This window comes from Pseudoduganella guangdongensis, from assembly GCF_009857475.1.
Classification (GTDB): Bacteria; Pseudomonadota; Gammaproteobacteria; order Burkholderiales; family Burkholderiaceae_D; genus Rugamonas; species Rugamonas guangdongensis.
On the sequence record NZ_WWCJ01000008.1, the window covers coordinates 1 to 18,051 of the forward strand.

At 61.4% G+C, this 18,051-nt stretch carries 18 protein-coding genes; 7 read left to right on the forward strand and 11 right to left on the reverse strand.

Translation table 11 applies throughout. The features are described from left to right. The 3 genes from GTP41_RS12255 to GTP41_RS12265 form a co-directional block, all read right to left on the reverse strand. Positions 1-670: DUF3106 domain-containing protein (locus tag GTP41_RS12255; protein ID WP_161025867.1), on the reverse strand; the 670-nt coding region annotated here is incomplete at its 3' end. Between the two features lie 2 nt (positions 671-672). Further along, positions 673-1,080 carry a DUF3619 family protein gene (locus GTP41_RS12260; protein WP_161025868.1) on the reverse strand — a complete coding sequence of 136 codons (408 nt, stop codon included), beginning with the start codon at positions 1,078-1,080 and terminating at the stop codon, positions 673-675. Continuing rightward, positions 1,077-1,646 (reverse strand): RNA polymerase sigma factor, encoded by a 570-nt coding sequence (locus GTP41_RS12265; RefSeq protein WP_161025869.1) that lies wholly within the window; start codon positions 1,644-1,646, stop codon positions 1,077-1,079. The genes GTP41_RS12260 and GTP41_RS12265 overlap by 4 nt, the downstream gene beginning before the upstream one ends. Positions 1,647-2,062: 416 nt before the next feature. Here GTP41_RS12265 and GTP41_RS12270 point away from each other — a divergent pair, with 416 nt between their 5' ends. From GTP41_RS12270 to ilvC, 3 genes are read left to right on the forward strand one after another with little or no spacing between them, the layout of a single operon-like run. Further along, positions 2,063-3,784 (forward strand): acetolactate synthase 3 catalytic subunit, encoded by a 1,722-nt coding sequence (locus GTP41_RS12270; RefSeq protein ID WP_161025870.1) that lies wholly within the window; start codon positions 2,063-2,065, stop codon positions 3,782-3,784. 2 nt (positions 3,785-3,786) lie between these two features. Continuing rightward, complete coding sequence (gene ilvN / locus GTP41_RS12275; protein WP_036168720.1) at positions 3,787-4,278, forward strand: acetolactate synthase small subunit; 492 nt, start codon at positions 3,787-3,789, stop codon at positions 4,276-4,278. A 30-nt stretch (positions 4,279-4,308) separates the two neighbouring features. Beyond that, positions 4,309-5,325, forward strand: coding sequence for a ketol-acid reductoisomerase (ilvC, locus tag GTP41_RS12280; RefSeq protein ID WP_161025871.1), 1,017 nt, complete (start codon positions 4,309-4,311; stop codon positions 5,323-5,325). 151 nt (positions 5,326-5,476) lie between these two features. Here the strand turns inward: ilvC and GTP41_RS12285 are convergent, their stop codons facing one another. Continuing rightward, positions 5,477-7,102: an alkaline phosphatase family protein gene (locus GTP41_RS12285; protein ID WP_161025872.1), complete on the reverse strand. Its 1,626-nt coding sequence runs from the start codon at positions 7,100-7,102 to the stop codon at positions 5,477-5,479. 153 nt (positions 7,103-7,255) lie between these two features. Between GTP41_RS12285 and GTP41_RS12290 the strand changes: the two genes are divergently transcribed. From GTP41_RS12290 to GTP41_RS12305, 4 genes are all read left to right on the forward strand, one after another. After that, positions 7,256-8,011, forward strand: a complete 756-nt coding sequence (locus GTP41_RS12290) for an SIMPL domain-containing protein (RefSeq protein ID WP_161025873.1) — start codon at positions 7,256-7,258, stop codon at positions 8,009-8,011. 127 nt (positions 8,012-8,138) lie between these two features. Beyond that, a complete protein-coding gene (pssA, locus tag GTP41_RS12295; protein WP_161025874.1) occupies positions 8,139-8,990 on the forward strand; it encodes a CDP-diacylglycerol--serine O-phosphatidyltransferase in 852 nt (283 codons plus the stop codon). A 36-nt stretch (positions 8,991-9,026) separates the two neighbouring features. Beyond that, entirely contained in the window at positions 9,027-10,565 is a 1,539-nt protein-coding gene (locus tag GTP41_RS12300; RefSeq protein ID WP_161025875.1) for a 2-isopropylmalate synthase, read from the forward strand. A 63-nt stretch (positions 10,566-10,628) separates the two neighbouring features. Continuing rightward, positions 10,629-11,270 carry a CatA-like O-acetyltransferase gene (locus GTP41_RS12305; protein ID WP_161025876.1) on the forward strand — a complete coding sequence of 214 codons (642 nt, stop codon included), beginning with the start codon at positions 10,629-10,631 and terminating at the stop codon, positions 11,268-11,270. Between the two features lie 127 nt (positions 11,271-11,397). Here GTP41_RS12305 and GTP41_RS12310 read toward each other — a convergent pair whose 3' ends face one another. From GTP41_RS12310 to cyoA, 7 genes are read right to left on the reverse strand one after another with little or no spacing between them, the layout of a single operon-like run. Continuing rightward, positions 11,398-11,934, reverse strand: coding sequence for a response regulator transcription factor (locus GTP41_RS12310; protein WP_161025877.1), 537 nt, complete (start codon positions 11,932-11,934; stop codon positions 11,398-11,400). A gap of 10 nt (positions 11,935-11,944) precedes the next feature. Then, a complete protein-coding gene (locus tag GTP41_RS12315) occupies positions 11,945-13,267 on the reverse strand; it encodes an ATP-binding protein (RefSeq protein WP_161025878.1) in 1,323 nt (440 codons plus the stop codon). Next, positions 13,225-13,950 carry an SURF1 family protein gene (locus GTP41_RS12320; protein ID WP_161025879.1) on the reverse strand — a complete coding sequence of 242 codons (726 nt, stop codon included), beginning with the start codon at positions 13,948-13,950 and terminating at the stop codon, positions 13,225-13,227. Before GTP41_RS12320 ends, GTP41_RS12315 begins: the two co-directional genes overlap by 43 nt. Further along, on the reverse strand, positions 13,947-14,372 hold the full coding sequence (gene cyoD, locus GTP41_RS12325) for a cytochrome o ubiquinol oxidase subunit IV (RefSeq protein ID WP_161025880.1): 426 nt from the start codon (positions 14,370-14,372) through the stop codon (positions 13,947-13,949). The genes GTP41_RS12320 and cyoD overlap by 4 nt, the downstream gene beginning before the upstream one ends. Then, positions 14,369-15,007 carry a cytochrome o ubiquinol oxidase subunit III gene (gene cyoC / locus GTP41_RS12330; RefSeq protein ID WP_161025881.1) on the reverse strand — a complete coding sequence of 213 codons (639 nt, stop codon included), beginning with the start codon at positions 15,005-15,007 and terminating at the stop codon, positions 14,369-14,371. The genes cyoD and cyoC overlap by 4 nt, the downstream gene beginning before the upstream one ends. After that, entirely contained in the window at positions 15,000-17,009 is a 2,010-nt protein-coding gene (cyoB, locus tag GTP41_RS12335; RefSeq protein ID WP_161025882.1) for a cytochrome o ubiquinol oxidase subunit I, read from the reverse strand. The genes cyoC and cyoB overlap by 8 nt, the downstream gene beginning before the upstream one ends. Before the next feature lie 2 nt (positions 17,010-17,011). Further along, a complete protein-coding gene (gene cyoA / locus GTP41_RS12340; RefSeq protein WP_161025883.1) occupies positions 17,012-17,998 on the reverse strand; it encodes a ubiquinol oxidase subunit II in 987 nt (328 codons plus the stop codon). Between the last annotated feature and the right edge of the window lie 53 nt (positions 17,999-18,051).

Here is an 18,051-nt window from a genome sequence, read left to right on the forward strand (position 1 = left end):
GGACGGCGCCCTGCGCGCTGCCCGGCGGCACTACGGCCGGCGAGCCCTGCGGCAAACCGATAGGCGGCACGGTGCCCGGCGCCGGCACCAGGCCGTGGCCGGCTGCCTTCACCGGCGCCGGCGTGCGGGCCGCCGCCTGGGCCGGGGTCGGCGTCTTCGCGACCTGGGCCTTTTTGGCGGCGCCGGCTTCCGCCAGGGCTTTCTTGGTTTCTTCCGGCAAATTCTTGTACTGTTCCCACTCCGCCGCGCGCTGGGCGGGCGGGGTGGCTTTCTTCTGCGCGCGCGCGAAATTCTCGCGCACCGACTTGCGTTCCGCCGGGGTCAGGGCGATCCACTCGTGCATGCGCTCCTGCACGCGCGCCTTTTCCGCCGGCTTCATCTTGGCCAGGCGGTTGGCGATGGAAATCCATTTTTGCTTGCGCACCGGCCCCAGTTCTTCCCAGGTCGACTGCAGCGGCGCCAGGGCTTGCTGCTGGGCTGGCTTGAGGTCGGACCAGTGCGGTTTTTCACCGACCGGTTTAGCAGCATCGGCGGTAGCGGTGGCGGTCGATGGCGCGCTGTTGGCGTGCGAAGCAGGGCGGCTCACCAGCCAGACGGCGGCAGCAATCCCGGCGCCCAGCAGGGCGATCGCACCAGCAATCCATTTTTTTCTACCGCTGACACGCGCCATACTTATTGCTCGCGAGTTTCGAGGTAGGCGCCGAAGCCCTGGTCAAGGTAAGCAGACAGCGGCAGCTCATCGGACAGCACAGCGGCGTCCATCTCTGCCAGCTCCACGATCGATTGCTGTTGTTCGTACTGGTACACGCCGACCAGGCCGCCCAGCGCCAAAAGCAATGGCAGGGCCACGCTGACGCGGGTGAACCAGGCAAACGGATTGGCAAAGAAAGCGCCGCCGCCAGCCACGGCCGGGGCGGTGGCGCTGACGCGCACGCGCGCTGGCGCATCGGCCTTTTTGCGCGCCAAGGCAGCCTGTCGCGCCGCAGCAAGACGATCGGTAGTCGAGGCTGGCAGATCGTCTAGCTTTTCATTCAGCGCGCGCCGCACGCTATAGGCAAAGTTGGTATCTTCGGTGTTCATAACTTAATTCCCTTGGCTTTGAGCGATTCAGCGAGCGTGTGTGTGGCTCGCGAGCAATGCGTCTTGACGCTCCCTTCGGAACACCCCATTGCTTCGGCTGTTTCCGCTACATCCATATCCTGCCAGTAACGCATGAGGAAGGCTTCTCGTTGACGCGCAGGCAGTTTTTGCACTTCTTCTTCAATAATCTGCAAGATCTGTGCCCGTTCTACCTGGTCTGCACTCGACTCGGCCGCCTGGGAACCCTGTTCAGCCTCGTAGGACTCCAGTATATCAAAGTCCTCATGCTCTTCCTGGCTGGGGCCCAGGCCCGAAAAGAGGCTGACCCAGGTGTTGCGAACTTTTTCCCGACGGAAATAGTCGAGAATGGTGGTCTGCAGGATGCGCTGGAACAGCGCGGGCAGCTCGGCCGCCGGCTTGTCGCCGTACTTCTCGGCCAGCTTGATCATTGCATCTTGAACAATGTCCAGTGCTGACTCGTCCTTGCGGACGGCGTACACCGCTTGCTTGAATGCGCGGCGCTCGACGCTTTCGAGGAAATCCGATAATTCTTTGTCTGTGGCCATGCGTCGGAAAAGAGGGCTGCGCGCTGCTGTTTATCTGAACAATCCGGCATTTTAACAAAAATTGCAGATTAAGCTTGACCAATATGGTGCAACGCAGTAACGTTAAGGACGCTTTGCACACCACGAAGCTCCCCGGTTCTTCGGGACAGGCACACAAAGCCGTTTCGAAAAACCAGCTTTCTATTGTCAGCAGTTTGCTCTAACCCGTGCCACAAGCGCGAGAGGTAGGCAGGAACCGCTGCAAAACTCCGGCCAAACGAGTTGCGTTTAGCACCGGCTTGTACTCCAGCTACGCATGGGGGAAGGGTCAGTGTCACCGCAGAAAGAAGGGAAGCTGAGAGTCGTGCACGGTGACGCCCACTTCGCTAGGCAAGAGCATCCAATCAATCTCCTATGGACCTTGAAAGGATTGTTTCATGAATACCGAAGCTCCCATCACGGGCGCCGAGATCCTCGTTCGTTGCCTCGCAGAAGAAGGCGTCGAACATGTCTTTGGCTACCCCGGCGGCGCCGTCTTGTATATTTACGACGCCATCTTCAAGCAAGACAAATTCCAGCACATCCTCGTTCGCCATGAGCAGGCCGCTATCCATGCCGCCGACGCGTATTCGCGCAGCTCGAACAAAGTAGGCGTGGCGCTGGTGACCTCCGGACCAGGCGTGACCAATGCGGTGACCGGCCTGTCCACGGCATACATGGATTCCGTGCCGATGGTAGTGATTTCCGGCCAGGTGCCAAGTCACGCCATTGGCCAGGACGCCTTCCAGGAGTGCGACACCGTCGGCATTACGCGCCCGGTGGTCAAGCACAACTTCCTGGTCAAGGACGTGAAAGACCTGGCGGAAACCGTCAAGAAGGCTTTCTATATTGCCCGCACCGGCCGTCCAGGCCCTGTGCTGGTCGATATTCCTAAAGACATTTCGATGCACAAGCATACGTACTCGTATCCGAAAGAGATCGAGATGCGTTCGTATCGCCCGGTGGATAAGGGCCATGCCGGCCAGATCCGCAAGGCGCTGCAGCTGCTGATGACCGCAGAGCGCCCGATGATCTACACCGGCGGCGGCGTGATCCTGGCGCATGCATCGAATGAGCTGAACAAACTGGTGGAGAAGCTCGGCTTCCCGGTCACCAATACCCTGATGGGACTTGGCGGCTCGCGCGCTTCCGATCCATGCTTCGTCGGCATGCCCGGCATGCACGGCACCTACGAAGCCAACCTCGCGATGCAGAACTGCGACGTGCTGATTGCCATCGGCGCCCGCTTTGACGACCGCGTGATCGGCAACCCGAAGCACTTCAGCCAGAACCCGCGCAAGATCATCCACATCGACATCGACCCATCGTCGATCTCGAAGCGCGTGAAAGTGGACATTCCTATCGTCGGCAACGTGAAAGACGTGCTGGTGGAACTGCTGTCGCAGCTGGAAGCGAGCGAGCTGCGCCCGAACGCCCCGGCGCTGAAAGACTGGTGGAAGCAGATCGAAGAATGGCGTGGCCGCAAGTGCCTGGGCTACGCCAGCTCCGAGCTGGTGATCAAGCCGCAGCAAGTGGTGGAGTCGCTGTACGACATCACCAAGGGCGACGCCTTCATCACTTCCGACGTCGGCCAGCACCAGATGTGGGCGGCGCAGTACTACCGCTTCGACAAGCCGCGCCGCTGGATCAATTCCGGCGGACTGGGCACCATGGGTGTCGGCCTGCCGTACGCCATGGGCGTGCAGATGGCCAATCCGGATGCGACTGTCGCCTGTATCACCGGCGAAGGCTCGATCCAGATGAACATCCAGGAACTGGCGACCTGCAAACAGTACCGCCTGACGCCGAAGATCATCCTCTTGAACAACCGCTTCCTGGGCATGGTGCGCCAGTGGCAGCAGATCGACTACGGCTCGCGCTATTCCGAGTCCTATATGGATTCGCTGCCGGACTTTGAAAAGCTGGCCGAGGCCTATGGCCACGTCGGCATGCGCATCGAGAAACCGGGCGACGTGGAAGGCGCGCTGAAGGAAGCCTTCGGCATGAAGGACCGCCTGGTGTTCATGAACTTCATTACCGACCAGAGCGAGAACGTGTGGCCGATGGTGAAAGCCGGTAAAGGCCTCTCCGAAATGCTGCTTGGCTCGGAGGACCTGTAATCATGCGACACATTATTTCTGTACTGCTTGAAAACGAAGCGGGCGCGCTGTCCCGCGTGGTGGGCCTGTTCTCCGCGCGCGGCTACAACATCGAAACGCTGACCGTGGCACCGACCGAAGATGCGACCCTGTCCCGTATGACCATCGTCACCACGGGTTCGGACGACATCATCGAACAGATCACCAAGCACCTGAACCGCCTGATTGAAGTGGTGAAGGTGGTGGACCTGACCGAGGGCCAGCACATTGAGCGCGAGCTGATGCTGATCAAGGTGCGCGCGGTGGGCAAGGAGCGTGAAGAGATGAAGCGCACCGCCGACATCTTCCGTGGCCGCATCATCGATGTCACCGAAAAGACCTACACCATTGAGCTGACGGGCGCCAAGAGCAAGCTGGACGCCTTCATTGATTCGATCGACCGCGCAGCGATCCTCGAGACCGTCCGTACCGGCGGCTCCGGCATTGGCCGCGGCGAACGCATCCTCAAAGTATAAATTGAATCGAATTCACACTAAGGAATGACCATGAAAGTTTTCTACGACAAAGACGCTGACCTCTCCCTCATCAAAGGCAAGAACGTGGCCATCATCGGCTACGGCTCGCAAGGCCACGCGCACGCGCAAAACCTGACCGAATCGGGCGTGAACGTGACCGTCGGCCTGCGCAAGGGCGGCGCCTCGTGGCAGAAGGTGGAAGCGGCCGGCCTGAAAGTCGCGGAAGTCAATGAAGCGGTGAAGAACGCCGATGTCGTGATGATCCTGCTGCCGGACGAGAACATCGCCCAGGTGTACAAAGAAAACGTCGAACCGAACATCAAGCAAGGCGGCGTGCTGGCCTTTGCCCACGGCTTTAACGTGCACTACGGCCAGGTTGTACCGCGCGCCGACCTGGACGTGATCATGATCGCACCGAAGGCCCCAGGCCACACCGTGCGCGGCACCTACCGCCAGGGTGGCGGCGTACCGCACCTGATCGCCGTGTACCAGGACAAATCCGGTTCGGCCCGTGATATCGCCCTGTCGTATGCTTCGGCGAATGGCGGCGGCAAGGCCGGCATCATCGAAACCAACTTCCGTGAAGAGACCGAAACCGACCTGTTCGGCGAACAAGCGGTCCTGTGCGGCGGTACTGTGGAACTGATCAAGGCCGGTTTCGAAACCCTGGTGGAAGCGGGCTACGCGCCGGAGATGGCGTACTTCGAATGCCTGCACGAGCTGAAGCTGATTGTTGACCTGATCTACGAAGGCGGCATCGCCAACATGAACTACTCGATCTCCAACAACGCGGAGTACGGCGAGTATGTGACCGGCCCGAAAGTGGTGACCTCCGCCACCAAGGACGCGATGCGCCAGTGCCTGAAGGACATCCAGACCGGCGAATACGCCAAGAGCTTCATCCTCGAGAACAAGGCCGGTGCACCGACGCTGATTTCGCGCCGCCGCCTGACTTCCGAACACCAGATCGAAGAAGTGGGCGCCAAGCTGCGCGCCATGATGCCATGGATCGCCAAGAACAAGCTGGTAGACCAATCCAAGAACTGATTTGTCCCTAGAAGCAAGTTCAACGGCCCTTCGGGGCCGTTTTTTTTTGCAGAGAAAAAATGTCCACTATGGGGTCAGGAAGAAAAGTGGACATTTTTGGGAAATGTCCACTTTTCTTCCTGACCCCGAAGTGGACATTTCTCGAGCGGAATTACTTCAGCGCTTCGGTGAGGACGCGGCCTTCGGCGCCGGCTGGTGGGCGGACGTTCAGCAGGTGGGCGAGGGTGGGGGCAATGTCAACCACTTCGGCGTACTGGCCGTAGTGGCCTGACTTGACCCATGGCTTGCCCATCACGATCAGCGGGACATTGGTGTCGTACGCATATGGGGCGCCGTGCGTGGTGCCTTTGCCGCTGGAGAAGCCGAAGATCCAGTGCGGCTTCAGCACCACCATCAGATCGCCCGAAATCTGGCGGTTCCACGCGCGGCGCATCAGGGTGGCGATGCGGGTGCCGCCGCCGTTGCCGCCATTTTCCATCTGCGTGCGGGTGAACACATCCGCCACCCCGTTCTGCGCCAGGATGAAGCGCGCTGCGGCATTTTCCACCTCCTCACGCTTCAGGCCCTTGGCATCAATCTGGGCATAGTCCAGATGCAGGTTAGGGATCGATTGCGCGCGCAGGCCTTTTTCCAGGCCGAACTTGGCGTTCAGGTGGGCATTCAAATCCTCCACCAGCTTCTTGCTATCAACGCGCTGAGCGCCGGTCTTCTGCACGCCGCTGGAGAACTCCGGCGTGTTCGGGAAGCCGTGGTCCGCAGTCAGTACCACCAGCACATTGTCCATGCCGATGCGCTTGTCGAGGTAGGAGAAGAAGTTGGCCAGCATGCGGTCCAGGCGCAACAGATGGTCGTGCGAGACCTTGCTCTCCGGGCCGTGTTCGTGGTTGGCCAGGTCGTGCGCGGAGAAGCTTACGCCCAGCAGGTCCGGCACGCCGGCCGGGTTCTTGCCGAGGTTCTCGCCCTCAATCGCCGCTTGCGCGAACTCCACGGTCAGCTCGTCCAGGAACGGAGAGGCTTTCAGCTTCTTATAGTAGGCCGCATCGGTCTTGCCCGAATCGCTGGCCAGCTGCAGGTTCGGCGCATCGCCGTAGTCGCCCGCGTAAGCGGAATCGGCCAGCAGCGGTTTCCACTTCACGCCGTAGTAGCGCTCTTGCGGTTTGCCGGCCTGGTACTTCTGCACCCATTGCGGGTGTTCCTGCATATAGAAGGTGGACGACGAGAAGTTGCCGCTTTCTTCCATGTACATATAGGCCGTGCCGGTCTTGCCGCCCAGGAGGATCGCGCCGCGGTCCTTGCCGGACACGGTGATCACCTTGGATTGCTGGCCGGTGGCGTAGCGCAGTTGGTCGCCCAAGGTGTCGACGCGCAGGTTGGCCGGGGAGGTGCCGTCATGCGGATCGGTCTTCTCGTTGTTCAGGTATTTGTGCGCGGTGTCTTCGGTGCAGTACATGCTGCCGCCATTAACCGGGTTGACCCAGTTGTTGCCGATGATGCCGTGCTGGTAAGGGTAGGCGCCGCTCAGGATGGCGGCGTGGCCCACTGCGGTCACGGTGATGCCGTGCGCCTGGTGCGCATTGCTGAACCACGCGCCCTGCTCGAGCAGGCGGCGGAAGCCGCCCTGGGCGAACTGGTGGCGGTAGCGGGTCACTTGTTCTTGTGGCAGGCCGTCAACGGCCATCACCAGGACGAGTTTTGGTTGTGCAGGCTGTTTGGCCGGGGCCGCGTGGGCGCCGAACGTGGCCGCCAGGGCCAGTGCGGGAATCAGGTACTTTGCCATTTTCCTTGTTCATGAATGGAGTGGACGACTCGTGATAATGCCACAAGCGCGTGGCGGTATGATGTCAGGGTTGTTACAAACGCTCACCAACTGGTGCCGATTGGCCCGGGGATTTCAGTTAAAGTGCCCCCATCGCAATTTAGGAGAACAACAATGACCGTCCTGAAAACTGTAGCTGCCGCCGCCCTGGTGCTGGGCACCCAGGCTGCTTTCGCCCAATCCGTGCCGACTGCCGGCGCCACCGTCATCGTGCCTGCTTATGGTGAAGTCACTGCGCCGAACGACCAGGCCGTGGCCATGCTGGCGATTGAGGAGCAGGACAAGGACAAGGCGGCCGCCGCCTCCCGCGTCAACCAGAAGATCAAGCAGGGCCTGGACATCCTGAAGAAGGAAGATCCGCAGGCCAAGCTGAAAACCCAGGGCTACTACACCTATCCGGTATATCCGGAAGACCGTCCGCTGCCGCCGGGCGCCGTGGCCAAGCCACGCCAGCCGACCTCGTGGCGCGTGGGCCAGTACGTGGAGATGACCACCACCAATATTGCTGTGCTGCCGAAGACCGTGGCTGCAGCGCAGAAGGTATTGACCCTGAACGGCCTGTCCTTCGGCCTGAGCCCGGCCGCCACGCGCAAGCTGGATGATGCGCGCATCGCCGCCACTTACAAGAACCTGAACGAGCGCATCTCCTCGATCGCCTCCGCCATGGGCCGTCCGGTGACCGACGCCGTGCTGGACACCATCGACTACGAAGGCTCGGGCAACTACGCAGGCGGCGCCCCGGCCGCAGCACCGGCCATGATGCGCATGTCCGCCAAAGCCGAGATGGACCAGACCGTGGCCGAGCCAAGCTTCGAGCCCGGTGAAACCACGCTGGAAATGCGCGTAGTCGGCAAAGTCAAGTTCAAGTAACACCCGCCCACGGCCGAGCCCGTGTCAACCTTGGGGTCTGACCCCGAGGTTGACACGGGCTCGGCCATTGCGGCGTGCGGTGTGTCCTCTATAATAGGGGCCGGACTAATATTGAAATTACAAAGGTATGGCCAAATTCCCTCGACGTCGCTCTAAGAACGCTGCTGGCAAACAATCCTTGTTCAGCCGCTTTGCCCGCCGCAAGGGTGAGGCGGGTGATCGTCCGCGCTCGCGTGGCATCTATCTGCTGCCGAACGCTTTCACCACTGGTGCGCTGTTCTGCGGTTTCTTCGCTATCGTTATGGCGATGAACCAGCGTTTCGAGCACGCGGCCTGGGCGATTTTCGTTGCGATGCTGCTGGATGGGCTGGATGGGCGCGTGGCGCGCTTGACCAATACCCAGAGCGAGTTCGGGGCGCAGTACGATTCGCTGTCGGATATGGTGTCCTTCGGCGCCGCTCCGGCGTTGGTGATTTACGAGTTTTCGTTGCGCGGCCTGGGTAAGCTGGGCTGGATCGCGGCTTTCGTTTATTGCGCTGGCGCTGCCTTGCGCCTGGCGCGTTTCAACACCAATATCGAGGTCGTGGATAAGCGTTATTTCCAGGGCCTGCCTTCGCCGGCTGCGGCGGCGCTGATCGCTGGTTTCGTCATGCTGTTGACCGACCTGGAAGTGCCGGGCGTGATCTATCCGTGGCAGGGTTGGGTGCTGGCGGTGTTCGCCGGCTTGAGCATGGTGTCGAATGTGCCGTTCTACAGCTTCAAGGACATTAATTTCCGCAAGTCGGTGCCGTTCATCGCGGTGTTCCTGATTGCGATGTTCTTTGCGCTGATTTCGATCGATCCACCGAAAGTGCTGTTTGTGCTGTTCGTGGCGTACGGCCTGTCGGGCTATGTGATCTATGCGACGCGCATGGTGCGCGGCAATCCGGTGAAGCTGATCGAGAAAGCCAGCGAGCCGGGCGACCAGAAAGACGCGTAACGCCCCTGGGGGCGGTCAATGTCAAGGAGCTGCTCCATGGATAACCGCCTCATCATCTTCGACACCACTTTGCGCGACGGCGAGCAATCGCCGGGCGCTTCCATGACCCGTGAGGAAAAGGTCCGCATCGCGCGCCAGCTGGAGAAGCTGCGGGTGGATGTGATCGAGGCGGGTTTCGCTGCTGCGTCGCAGGGCGACTTTGAGTCCATTCGTGCTATTGCGGGCGCTGTGCGTGAGCCGGTGGTCTGCTCGCTGGCGCGCGCCAATGAGCGCGACCTGGCCCGCGCGGCGGAGGCGCTGGAGCCGGCCGCGCGCAAACGTATCCATACCTTTATCGCGACTTCGCCGCTGCACATGAAAATGAAGCTGCGCATGGAGCCGGAGCAGGTGCTGGAGCAGGCCAAGCTGGCGCTGCGTTTCGCGCGCAAATTCACCGACGATATTGAGTTCAGCCCGGAGGACGGTAGCCGCTCGGAGGAGGACTTCCTGTGCCGCGTGCTGGAGGCGGTGATCGCGGAAGGGGCGACGACGATCAATTTTCCGGATACCGTGGGCTATGCGGTGCCGGAGCTTTACGGCGAAACAATCCGCCGCCTGCGTGAACGCATTCCCAATTCCGACAAGGCGGTGTGGTCGGTGCATTGCCATAACGACCTTGGGCTGGCGGTGGCAAATTCGCTGGCCGGGGTGATGATCGGCGGGGCGCGCCAGGTCGAGTGCACAATCAATGGCCTGGGCGAGCGCGCCGGCAATACGGCACTGGAAGAGGTGGTGATGGCTTTGCGCACGCGTGCGGCGTATTACAACCTGGAATGCGGTATCGATACGACGCAGATCGTTGCGGCGTCGAAGATGGTGTCGCAGATTACGGGCTTTGCGGTGCAGCCGAACAAGGCGGTGGTGGGCGCCAACGCGTTCGCTCATGCCTCGGGCATCCACCAGGATGGCATCCTGAAGGCGCGCGAGACTTACGAGATCATGCGGGCGGAGGATGTGGGCTGGACGGCCAACAGGATCGTCCTGGGTAAGCTATCCGGCCGCAACGCCTTCAAGCAGCGCTTGCAGGAGCTGGGCATCGAGCTCGATTCGGAGGCGGAGGTGAATGCGGCGTTCTCGCGCTTCAAGGAGCTGGCGGACCGCAAGGCGGAGATCTTCGACGAGGACATCATGGCCCTGGTGAGCGACGAGGAAGCTGCTGCCGGTGGCGAGCATTACCGCTTCGTTTCACTGGCGCAGCGCTCGGAGACGGGCGAGCTGCCGTTCGCGCGCGTGGTGTTCTCGATTGACGGCGTCGAGCATGCCGCCGAGGGCACGGGCGATGGACCGGTGGATGCCATGGTCAATGCCATCGAGAGCCGCGCGCAGAGCGGTGCGGAGCTGGTGCTGTTCGCCATCAACGGCATCAGCCCTGGCACGCAGTCGCAGGGCGAAGTGACGATGCGCCTGGCCCATTCAGGCCGCATCGTGAACGGCGTCGGCGCCGATCCCGATATCGTCGTCGCCTCCGCCAAGGCCTATCTCGCGGGCCTGAATAAACTCCATTCGAAAATAGAGAGGCTTAATCCGCAGGTTTAGCGTTTTACTTGGCCCGGGTCAAGGCGGCGCGGGTGGTTGGTTCTTATGATGAGCAGTTTTGCTATGGATGCCTTTGAATTTCGCCGCGACCGTTATGAGTCGTTCCGCAAGTACCAGAACCCGCTGCTCAACCTGAGCGTGGTGGCGCGCTTGCCGGAGTTTCGTCCGTATTGCAAGCAGCGGCAACTGCCGCCGTTTCACTTCCTGCTGTATTGCTTCTATATGAGCGTGAAGGAGGTTGATAACTTCCTTTATCGCGAGTTCGAGGGGGAGGTGATCAAGATCGATCGCTTCTTTGGCGGCTATACCGTCATCAACCAGGACAACAACCTGAATTACGCGAACTTCGATATTTCGGAGGATCGCGCGGCGTTCATTGCGCGCAGCGTGGCGGCAGGGGAGGTGGCGCGGGCGACGCGGGAGTTGATCAATACGGGGCGCGAGCTGTCGCCGCGCGAGCAGAAGGATAATATCTACACGACCTGCATGCCGTGGCTGGACCTGCGCGCGATCGAGCATCCGATCTATGAGTACAAAACTGCCGACATTCCTTTGATCGCGTGGGGCCGCTATAGCGACCTGGCGGGGGACACGATGTCAGTGCCGTTCTGTATCCAGGCCCATCACGGTTTCGTCGATGGCTTCCATGTCCATTTGCTGCTGTCCAAACTGGCCGAGCGTATCGCTGCGGAAATCGCGCAGTGATTTGTCCTTGAAAAAGGCCCAGGCCTGCTCGGCGATCTCAAGGTCGCCATTCCGGCAGCCGGGAAAGCGCTTGAACATGGCCAGGTAGCAGCGCGTGCCGTTTGGTTCGGTGTGGCCGCTCCATGCCCTACTTGACGCGCTGCTTTTCCAGCTTGCGCGCCAGGGTGCGGCGGTGCATGCCAAGGCGGCGCGCGGCTTCGGAAATGTTGAAGTCGGTCTCGGCCAGTACTTTGTGGATATGCTCCCATTCCAGCGTTTTGACGGAAGTGGCGCGATTGGTCAGCTCCACTTCATCCACGCCGGCCACGTGGGTGAAGGCGGCTTCGATATCGTCGGTGTTGGAGGGCTTGGCCAGATATTGGCAGGCGCCCAGCTTGATCGCCTCCACGGCGGTGACGATGCTGGCGAAACCGGTCAGCACCACGATCAGCATGTCCGGCGAGTGCGTGTTGAGCGCCTGCACGCAGGCCAGGCCGGAGGTGTTGCCCTCGAGCTTGAGATCGACCACGGCATGCGTGGGCGTGTGCTCCAGCAGCAGGGCGTTGACTTCTTCCAGGTTGCCGGCCCGCAGGACGGTGTATTCGCGCCGTTCGAAGGAGCGCGCAAGGGTGCGCGCAAAGGCTGGGTCGTCTTCGACGATTAATAACAGGCGCTCGTTGCTCATTCGGTACTTCCTATTCGAGTGCGATAGCCGACAGCGGCAAGCGCAGTTCGACCAGCGCCCCTTGCTGCAGGTTGCGCGCTTCCACGGTGCCGCCCAGGGTGCGGGCGACGTTTACGACCAGGAACAGCCCCAGGCCGCTGCCGGGCCGGCCTTTGCTCGACTGGTACGGTTTGCCGAATTTGGCCAGCATGGCCGGGGCGAAGCCGGGGCCACGGTCGCTGACCGCCAGCTTGAGCATATCATCTTCGACCGAGGCGTCCAGCCGCACCCACAGGGGCGAGGCTTCCAGCGCGTTGTCGAGCAGGTTGAAGATGGTTTGCTTGAGGGCCGATTCGAACACCACGGGAATGTCTTCCAGTCGTTCGTCGTCGTATTCGAACGCCACCACCGGGCGGTTGCCGCGCCATTCTTCCAGCAGGCCGTTAAGGAAGGCGCGCAGGGTGGTCTTGGCCGAGTATTCGCCGCGCGTCTCGCCGGCGGAGAGCAGGATGCCGGTCACGATGGTCTTGCAGCGCTGGAGCTGCGTTTGCATTTCGCGGATTTCTTCCTGCAGGTCGGGATTGCCGGAGAACTCCTTCATGCGCAGCCAGTCGCCCAGCAGGACCGACATGGTGGCCATGGGCGTGCCCAGTTCATGCGCCGCGCCGGAGGCCAGCAGGCCCATACGCACGATATGCTCTTCTTCCGCCGCGCGCTGGCGCAGGCTGGCCAGGCGCGCATCGCCGGCGCGCAGGTTGCCGGTGATGCTCTTGATCAGGATCACCAGCAGGCCGGCGATCAGCAGGAAGCAGATCAGCATGCCCACCACGTACAGGTGGGTGAAATCGGCCTGGCGGTCCAGCAGCTCCGGCAGCGGCTTGGAGAACAGGGCCAGCCCGCCCATGCAGAAACTGGTGATGACGACGATGGTCCAGGTGGCCCAGGCGTCCAGCAGCACGGCCGACAGGATCACCTGCAGCAGGTAGAGGAAAGCGAAGGGATTGGTGGTGCCGCCGGAGAAATGCAGCTGCGCCGTGAGCGTGGCCACGTCGACCAGCAGGGCCAGGAACATTTCGCTATTGGTGACAATCGGGTTTTCCTGCCAGCGCAGGTGGCTGCCGATGTTGAAGGCGATCAGGCAGGCCAGCACCGTCAGCATCTGCGGCATGGGCAGGTTCAGCCCGAGGCCCAGGGCCACGACGGCGATGGTCGTGATTTGCCCCAGTACCGCGATCCAGCGTAGCCGGATCAGGTAAAGCATGTTTTTATGGCCGGTTGCGCTGCCTACGCCTGTTGCGATGGCCAGCGACTTCATTCCGCCCCAGTCCGCCGATTTTTCCGTTTGATTTGCCATGTGAGTCCGATGATCATCAAGGCAAGAGCATACCAAGTCAAGGCGTAGACGAGGTGGTGGTCGTTGAATTTGATGACCGTCAGGCCGCCGATCGGCTGGCCGGCTTCCGCAGCGGAGGCGGCGTCGGCATCAATGAAGTAGGGCGCAACAGGGGCCAGGCCGCGCGCGGCGGCAATGGCGGGGATGTCGCGCGAATACCAGCGGTTGGCGGCCGCGTCATTCCGGCGCAGGAAGCCGCCGCCGGCCTGGTTCAGGCGCAACAGGCCGGTGACTTGCGCCGGGCGCGTGCCGGAACCGGCGTCGAACTTGAGGCTGGAAACGTAGCCGCGGTTGACCAGGATGATGTCGCCTTCGGCAGTGCGCAGGGGCGTCATGACCCAGTAGCCGAGGCCATGGTCGGTGGAGGCTTGCACCAGGGTGCTGCGGTCCAGCAGGAGGGTGCCGGCAACCTGCACGCGCAGGTATTCGGCATTTTCAGCGGTGAGGGTGGGCCATGCCGCGCGCGGCGGCACGGCCACAGGTGCTGCGTGCGCCCGCTCATTGACGCGGGCGATCAGCGCATGCTTCCATTGCATGCGATAGACCTGCCAGGTGCCCAGTGCCAGGAACAGGGCGGTGGCGAGCGCGATCCCCACGGCCCACAGTAGGCCTACCCGTGGGGCGGTGGGGCGCGCTGCACTCATGGTGCGTGGTGGGCCGGTTGCGAAGCTGCGCCGGCGGCGCCGGCGGCTTCCACGGCGCCAGCGGCATGGTTCATGCCCGGCATCATGTTGTGGTTCAGGTGATACATGACCCAGATCGAACCAACCAGCACGATCACCACCAGGATAATGGTGAAGATCAGGGCCAGCAGGCTCCAGCCACCCTCCGAGCGGGAGTTCATGTGCAGGAAGTAGATCATGTGCACCACGATCTGCACCGCGGCGAAGCCGAGGATGACAAAGGCGGTGGTGCTCGAATCCTTGAACACATTGCCCATGACGAGCCAGAACGGGATCGCCGTCAGGATCACCGACAGGATGAAGCCGATGGTGTAGCTTTTCAGGCTGCCGTGGTCATGGCCGCCGTGGTCGTGGCCGTGGCTATGGTCGTGATGTGCGCTCATGGCAGGACTCCCATCAGGTAGACAAAGGTAAAGACGCCGATCCAGATCACGTCCAGGAAGTGCCAGAACATGGAGAGGCACATCAGGCGACGGTTGTTGGCTTCGTTCAGGCCGTGCTTTTTCAGCTGGATCATCAGGGTCACCAACCACACCACGCCAACGGTCACGTGCAGGCCGTGGGTGCCGACCAGCGCGAAGAACGAGGTCAGGAAGGCGCTGCGCTGCGGGCCCGCGCCTTCGTGGATCAGGTGCGAGAACTCATAGATCTCCAGGCCCAGGAAGGCCAGGCCGAACAGGCCGGTGACGGCCAGCCACAGCAGGGTGCTATTCAGCTTTTTGCGCTGCGATTCCAGCATGGCGAAGCCATAGGTGATCGACGACAGCAGCAGGAAGCCGGTGTTAATGGCGATCAGCTTCAGGTCGAACAGCTCGGCGCCGGACGGGCCGCCGGCGAAATTGCGGCCCAGGACCGCGTACGCGATGAACAGCACTGCGAACAGCAGGCAGTCGCTCATCAGGTAGAGCCAGAAGCCGAGCAGGGTGCCGTTTTCCGGGTGGTGGTCACGCACGTGGAAGAGATTCTCTTCCTGTGCGGGCGCCGCAGCGCCGTGGGCGTTGAGGGCGATATCAGACATTGGCAAGTTTCTCCAGGTTACGGGTGCGCTCATCTTCGGTGCGGATCACTTCTTCCGCAGGGATGTAGTAATCGCGCTTGTAATTGAAGGTATGGATGATGGAAGCAGCGATGGTCGCGAAGAAGGCGACAGCCGCAATGATCCACATCTGCCACACCAGGGCGAAACCGGTCGCCGCGCTCAGGCCGGCGATGATGAAGCCGGCTGCGGTGTTGGACGGCATGTGGATCGGGATGAAACCATCCACCGGGCGCTTGTAACCGCGACGCTTCATATCGGTCCACGAATCGTTGTCGTGCACGCGTGGGGTGAACGCGAAGTTGTAGTCAGGCGGCGGCGACGAAGTCGACCACTCCAGGGTACGGCCATCCCACGGGTCGCCGGTCACGTCGCGCAGCTGGTGGCGGCGGCGGAAGCTGACGTAGAACTGTACCAGCATGGCGAAGATACCGATCGCGATCAGCACGGCGCCGAAGGCAGCGATCTGGAACCAGATCTGCAGCGAAGTATCTTCGAAGTGGCTCATACGACGGGTCACGCCCATCAGGCCCAGCACGTACAGCGGCATGAACGCCAGGTAGAAACCGAGCACCCAGCCCCAGAAGGAGATCTTGCCCCAGAACTCGTCCAGCTTGTAGCCGAAGGCTTTCGGGAACCAGTAGTTGATCGCAGCGAACACGCCGAACACCACGCCGCCGATGATCACGTTGTGGAAGTGAGCGATCAGGAACAGGCTGTTGTGCAGCACGAAGTCGGCTGGCGGAACGGCCAGCAGGACGCCGGTCATGCCACCGATAACAAAGGTGATCATGAACGCGATGGTCCACATCATTGGCAGCTCAAAGCGGATGCGGCCACGGTACATGGTGAACAGCCAGTTGAAGATCTTGGCGCCGGTCGGGATCGAGATGATCATCGTGGTGATGCCGAAGAACGAGTTGACGCTAGCGCCCGAACCCATGGTGAAGAAGTGGTGCAGCCATACCAGGTAGGACAGGATGGTGATCACCACGGTCGCATAGACCATGGAGGTGTAGCCGAACAGGCGCTTGCCGGAGAAGGTCGACACCACTTCCGAGAACACGCCGAAGATCGGCAGGATCAGGATGTACACCTCTGGGTGGCCCCAGATCCAGATCAGGTTCACGTACAGCATGGAGTCGCCGCCCATGTCGGCGGTGAAGAAGTGGGTGCCCAGCATGCGGTCCATGGACAGCATGGCCAGCACCACGGTCAGTACCGGGAAGGAAACCACGATCAGCACGTTGGTGCACAGGGAGGTCCAGGTGAAGACAGGCATCTTCATCATGGTCATGCCCGGCGCGCGCATCTTGACGATGGTCGCGATCAGGTTAACCCCGGATAGCAATGTCCCGACCCCGGCCACCTGTAGCGACCAGATATAGTAATCGACCCCCACATCCGGGCTGCCCAGGATGCCCGACAGCGGCGGGTAGGCCAGCCAGCCGGTTTTCGCGTATTCACCGACGAACAGCGAGACCATGGTCAGGCCGGCGCCGAAAGCGGTCATCCAGAAGGAGAAGTTATTCAGGAACGGGAAGGCCACGTCGCGCGCGCCGATCTGCAGCGGCACGATGTAGTTCATCAGGCCGGTGACGAATGGCATGGCGACGAAGAAGATCATGATCACGCCGTGGGCGGTGAAGATCTGGTCGTAGTGGTGCGGCGGCAGGTAGCCCATGTTCTCGCCGAAGGCCATGGCTTGCTGCATACGCATCATGAGCGCGTCGGCAAAGCCGCGCATCAGCATGACGAGACCGAGGATCATGTACATGATGCCGATCTTCTTGTGGTCGATACTGGTGATCCAGTCGCGCCACAGCGGGCCCCACAGGCGATAGCGGGTCATGGCGCCCATCATGGCCAGGCCGCCCAGCACCACCATGGCGAAGGTGACGACCAGGATAGGCTCGTGGTAAGGGATTGCGTCCCAGCTGAGTCGGCCCAGGATTGGGTGGACTGCGTTGGTGTGGTTTTCCATAATCAGTTCTTGCTAGCAGTATTGGCGAGGGCGACGTAGGAGTCGTTCGGCGTGCAGATGCGCGCCTCCATTTCCTTCTTCGTGACCGCGTTGCGCACGCGCATGGCGTCTTCCGCCATGGTCTGGGCCATGCAGGTGGTACCAGGTTCAACGCAGCGGTTGATGATGGCGCTGTACAGGCCATCTTCCACGCCGCCGAAGCGCTGCACAGGTTCGCGCTCGCTTGGTTTGACCAGGTTCATGTAACCGGAACGGTCCAGGGAACCGCCTTCGGCCTTGGTCTTGGCGACCCAGGCGTCGAAGTCCGCGGTCGATACGCCGTGGTACTTGAAGCGCATGTGCGAGAAGCCAGCACCGCTGTAGTTGGCGGAGAAGCCCTCATACACGCCCGGCTTGTTCAGCACCGCGTTCAGGGTGGTGTCCATACCCGGCATGGCGTAGATCTGGCCGGCCAGGGCAGGGATATAGAACGAGTTCATTACCGTGGATGCGGTAATCTTGAAGCGGATCGGGGTGTCGACCGGGGTCACCAGTTCGTTTACCGTGGCGATGCCTTGCTCCGGGTAGATGAACAGCCACTTCCAGTCCAGCGCCACCACTTGCACCACCATCGGCTTGTGGCTAGCGGCCAGCGGACGGTTTTCGTCGATGCGGCTGAGCGGACGGTAAGGGTCCAGCATGTGGGTGCTGATCCAGGTCAGCAGGCCCAGCACGATGATAATCAGCAGTGGGGCGCCCCAGATGACGAACTCGAGCTGGGTCGAATGGTCCCAGTCCGGCGCGTAAGTGGCCTTGGTGTTGTTTTTACGGTAACGCCAGGCGAAGAAAATCGTCAGGGCGATAACGGGTACGATGATGAGCAACATCAGCAACGTGGAAACGGTCACGAGCTGGGCTTGCTGCTTGGCGATATCGCCCGCCGGGTTCATGACAATGGTGTCACAACCGGTCAGGAGAAGTGCCGCTAGGATGAGCAGAATGATAGGCATGCGAGAGAATCAATGTCCTGGATCAAGAAACTTGCAACTCTATTGAAACTGGA

Excerpts from the sequence above, each read along its gene's own strand:
- pssA (WP_161025874.1), top strand. The coding sequence starts at position 8,139 with ATGGCCAAATTCCCTCGACGTCGCTCTAAGAACGCTGCTGGCAAACAA.
- GTP41_RS12300 (WP_161025875.1), top strand. The coding sequence starts at position 9,027 with ATGGATAACCGCCTCATCATCTTCGACACCACTTTGCGCGACGGCGAG.
- GTP41_RS12290 (WP_161025873.1), top strand. The coding sequence starts at position 7,256 with ATGACCGTCCTGAAAACTGTAGCTGCCGCCGCCCTGGTGCTGGGCACC.
- GTP41_RS12320 (WP_161025879.1), bottom strand. The coding sequence starts at position 13,950 with ATGAGTGCAGCGCGCCCCACCGCCCCACGGGTAGGCCTACTGTGGGCC.
- GTP41_RS12305 (WP_161025876.1), top strand. The coding sequence starts at position 10,629 with ATGGATGCCTTTGAATTTCGCCGCGACCGTTATGAGTCGTTCCGCAAG.
- GTP41_RS12285 (WP_161025872.1), bottom strand. The coding sequence starts at position 7,102 with ATGGCAAAGTACCTGATTCCCGCACTGGCCCTGGCGGCCACGTTCGGC.
- ilvN (WP_036168720.1), top strand. The coding sequence starts at position 3,787 with ATGCGACACATTATTTCTGTACTGCTTGAAAACGAAGCGGGCGCGCTG.
- cyoA (WP_161025883.1), bottom strand. The coding sequence starts at position 17,998 with ATGCCTATCATTCTGCTCATCCTAGCGGCACTTCTCCTGACCGGTTGT.
- cyoB (WP_161025882.1), bottom strand. The coding sequence starts at position 17,009 with ATGGAAAACCACACCAACGCAGTCCACCCAATCCTGGGCCGACTCAGC.
- GTP41_RS12260 (WP_161025868.1), bottom strand. The coding sequence starts at position 1,080 with ATGAACACCGAAGATACCAACTTTGCCTATAGCGTGCGGCGCGCGCTG.
- GTP41_RS12315 (WP_161025878.1), bottom strand. The coding sequence starts at position 13,267 with ATGGCAAATCAAACGGAAAAATCGGCGGACTGGGGCGGAATGAAGTCG.
- GTP41_RS12265 (WP_161025869.1), bottom strand. The coding sequence starts at position 1,646 with ATGGCCACAGACAAAGAATTATCGGATTTCCTCGAAAGCGTCGAGCGC.
- GTP41_RS12270 (WP_161025870.1), top strand. The coding sequence starts at position 2,063 with ATGAATACCGAAGCTCCCATCACGGGCGCCGAGATCCTCGTTCGTTGC.
- cyoD (WP_161025880.1), bottom strand. The coding sequence starts at position 14,372 with ATGAGCGCACATCACGACCATAGCCACGGCCACGACCACGGCGGCCAT.
- cyoC (WP_161025881.1), bottom strand. The coding sequence starts at position 15,007 with ATGTCTGATATCGCCCTCAACGCCCACGGCGCTGCGGCGCCCGCACAG.
- GTP41_RS12310 (WP_161025877.1), bottom strand. The coding sequence starts at position 11,934 with ATGAGCAACGAGCGCCTGTTATTAATCGTCGAAGACGACCCAGCCTTT.
- ilvC (WP_161025871.1), top strand. The coding sequence starts at position 4,309 with ATGAAAGTTTTCTACGACAAAGACGCTGACCTCTCCCTCATCAAAGGC.